We start from the raw sequence: 2,932 nt of genomic DNA, 5'->3' as shown, positions 1-2,932 counted from the left end.
GAGGCGGTCGCCGAGGCGGTCGCCGAACGGAAAGACGAGGTCCACGCGCGGACCGCGGAGACGTTCGCGGCGTTCATGAGCAACCACTACGTCCGCCCGGTCGACGACGCCACCCCGGAGATGCGCGCCGAGTTCCGCGAGGAGTACCTCGTCCGGAACGGGTGGCCGACCGACGAGCAACTCGACGCCGTCGACGAGTCGCTGTCCGTCGTCGAGTCGGTCGCGGTCGACGTCGACGGTCCGGCTGCCGTCGACGATTCTGCCGCCGATTCCGCCGCCGACGACTCTGCCGCCGACGACTCTGCCGCCGACGACTCTACCGCCGACGATTCGGCGTAGCGACCGCTCGGAATGCGGGAAAACGCGGCTTTCGCCGCGCCGTGTGCCAAAAGGTTGGTCGTTAGTCGGTTCGTCCGGCCGCGCGGGCGCGCCTCGTTCCGGTTACTCGAGCAGCGCGCGGACTTCGTCCGCTCGCGCCTCGTCGGTGACGAAGCGGTCGAGGATCCACTCGATCTGGCCGAGGACGACGTCGTGGCCCGCGTCGGTGAGCTCGTACTGGTTCGTCCGCTTGTCGAGTTCGCTCTTCTCGACGAGCCCGAGTTCGACGAGGTCGTCGAGGTTCGGGTACAGGCGACCGTGGTTCACCTCGGAGCCGTAGTACGACTCCAGTTCCCGCTTGATGGCGAGCCCGTACATCGGCTCCTCGGCGAGGATGCTGAGGATGTTCTGTTGGAACGCCGTAAGATCGCTTGCGGCCGTCGATTCATCAGTGACTGCTTGTGCCTCTGACATGCTTACAAGAAGGGAACCCGAACTTATAGTCTTTCTCAACATTCACGACCGTTGCGATGCCTCATCCCGGACGCTCGTCCGAATATCCGCGTATTCGCGGCCGCGAGGGGGACGAGCGCGCGATCCGACCCGGGAACGCGTTTCGACCGATCTGGTCCGTCATCGCCGAATACGCCGACGATCCGTCGGTACGACCCCCGATCCGACTCGCGATCGAAACCGATCGATCGGTCGGTCGAGGGGGTTCGGAGGGCTGTGAACGGTCCTCTGTGGTCGCAACGCCGACCGCGCCGAACTGCCGGATCCCGAAAGGACTTTGACCGCCATCGACGCATCACGAGACACATGGTCAACCTCTGGGAAGATCTCGAGACGGGACCGAACGCGCCGGACGAGATCTACGCCGTCGTGGAGTGTCTCAAAGGCGAGCGGAACAAGTACGAGTACGACAAGGACATCCCCGGTGTCGTCCTCGACCGAGTCCTTCACTCGAACGTCCACTACCCGTACGACTACGGCTTCATCCCGCAGTCGTACTACGACGACGAGGATCCGTTCGACGTGATGGTGCTCGTGGAAGACCAGACGTTCCCCGGCTGCGTGGTCGAGGCCCGCCCCGTCGCGCTGATGAAGATGGACGACGACGGCGAGCAGGACGACAAGGTGATCGCGGTGCCGACGGAGGACCCCCGGTTCGACCACATCGAGGACCTCGAGGACATCCCCCAGCAGATCCTCGACGAGATAGACGAGTTCTTCGCGACCTACAAGAACCTCGAAGCGGGCAAGGAGGTCGAAACGCTCGGCTGGGAGGACAAACAGGCCGCGAAGGACGCGATCGAGCACGCACAGGACCTGTACGACGAGCAGGTCGCTTGACATCCTCCCCGCCCTGAAGGGCGTCACCAGAACGCGCAGCGTTCTGGTTGCCCGCCAGACGTAGTCTGGCGACGAGGATTCCCCGAAGGGGAGTCCAAGGTTGCGCGTGTCCTCGATGGTGAGGTACGCTTTCGCGTCCCAGGTCAATGGTCGCCTCCCACGTCAATGGTCGCCGCCAAATTACGACCGAGGGAGTGCTTTCCAGCGCGTGTAGCCCCGTCAACGGGGCCTTCCGTCCGACTCGCGGTCGGCGCTTCGTCGAGACGAATATCGTTCGTCCCTCCACAGTGGGGTATTCAGCCCGCACGGTACCACGATTCGCGTCGGCCAAACCGTTACGTCGTGGAGTGGTTCGGTCGGATTTGTTACCCCGTGGGACGCAGACGCAAAGCGTTCGTCCCGGCAAAGCCGGTGTATCCCAGCGAGGGAACTCCGGTGGGCCATCGCATAAGATCAAATGACATGGACGTGTCGGATTCATCTCCGCGCTGAAGCGCGGGGCTTTCCCCTCGTACACGCGTAACGGGGAAGCGGCAGGTTCGTGAGAATCGAAGGGAACCGGAGGGCGTCACCGCCGCGAGCGACGGGGACCGGACGCGACGCCCCGCGACGGCCGAGCCGGCCGACGGTCGTGTGCGCGGTGACAGACCCGGATCGCTGCGGGTGCGGGTGCCGGCGATCGGTCACATCGGTCGGTCGGGGAGGGGTACCGGGGGCAGGGGAGGGAGTGCGAATCCGATCTGCCGGCGTGTCGGCCGGCGGTTCGAGCGTTTGAGGGCCGAAGCGGGGGTCGCACCAGTACGTACCACGGGTGACAACATATACGTGGCCGAGACACAAGCGGGCGTTTTAGTCACCGATCGCCTCGTCCGGACATCCGAGGCGACGGGGAGTCCGGCGACCGTCCGGCTCGAAAATTATAACCGCGTCCCGACGGATTCGAGGGTATGCTTCCGGTCCAACCGCTGTTCGTCCTGCTTTTGGTGGGTCTTCTCGGGCTGTTCTTCTTCGGGTTCCTCCTCGTCCGTCGCACGGTGACGGGGCTGAACGAGGGGTACAACGACGGGCGAAACTGATGGTCGTCGTCACTGCCGCGACACTCATCGTCGCCGCCGCCGCCAGCCTCTTCATGGCGTGGTCGATCGGTGCCGGCTCCTCCGGGTCGACCCCGTTCGCGCCCGCGGTCGGCGCGAACGCCATCTCCGTGATGCGTGCGGGGCTGATCGTCGGCGTCCTCGGGCTGCTCGGGGCGATACTCCAA

3 protein-coding genes and 2 pseudogenes are annotated in these 2,932 nt (G+C 64.9%); 4 read left to right on the top strand and 1 reads right to left on the bottom strand.

Annotated elements, in window-relative coordinates; all coding sequences use genetic code 11:
- Positions 1 to 339 (top strand): annotated as a pseudogene (locus tag BN903_RS12030) (hypothetical protein); the annotation flags it as partial.
- Between the two features lie 102 nt (positions 340 to 441).
- On the opposite strand, the gene BN903_RS12025 reads toward BN903_RS12030, so the two are convergent.
- On the bottom strand, positions 442 to 792 hold the full coding sequence (locus tag BN903_RS12025) for a PadR family transcriptional regulator (protein ID WP_048077957.1): 351 nt from the start codon (positions 790 to 792) through the stop codon (positions 442 to 444).
- Between the two features lie 345 nt (positions 793 to 1,137).
- On the opposite strand from BN903_RS12025, the gene BN903_RS12015 reads away from it, so the two are divergent.
- The 3 genes and pseudogenes from BN903_RS12015 to BN903_RS12010 form a co-directional block, all read left to right on the top strand.
- Complete coding sequence (locus tag BN903_RS12015) at positions 1,138 to 1,671, top strand: inorganic diphosphatase (RefSeq protein ID WP_048077955.1); 534 nt, start codon at positions 1,138 to 1,140, stop codon at positions 1,669 to 1,671.
- Positions 1,672 to 2,618: 947 nt separating this feature from the next.
- Positions 2,619 to 2,747 carry a hypothetical protein gene (locus tag BN903_RS18360; RefSeq protein WP_255331289.1) on the top strand — a complete coding sequence of 43 codons (129 nt, stop codon included), beginning with the start codon at positions 2,619 to 2,621 and terminating at the stop codon, positions 2,745 to 2,747.
- A pseudogene (locus BN903_RS12010) lies at positions 2,747 to 2,932 on the top strand (inorganic phosphate transporter); the annotation flags it as partial. The gene BN903_RS18360 and the pseudogene BN903_RS12010, both read left to right, overlap by 1 nt.

This window comes from Halorubrum sp. AJ67, assembly GCF_000513435.1.
The sequence above is the reverse complement of the archived record's forward strand: the minus strand, read 5'-3'. Positions and strand labels throughout refer to the sequence as shown.

Excerpts from the sequence above, each read along its gene's own strand:
- BN903_RS12025 (WP_048077957.1), bottom strand. The coding sequence starts at position 792 with ATGTCAGAGGCACAAGCAGTCACTGATGAATCGACGGCCGCAAGCGAT.
- BN903_RS18360 (WP_255331289.1), top strand. The coding sequence starts at position 2,619 with ATGCTTCCGGTCCAACCGCTGTTCGTCCTGCTTTTGGTGGGTCTTCTC.
- BN903_RS12015 (WP_048077955.1), top strand. The coding sequence starts at position 1,138 with ATGGTCAACCTCTGGGAAGATCTCGAGACGGGACCGAACGCGCCGGAC.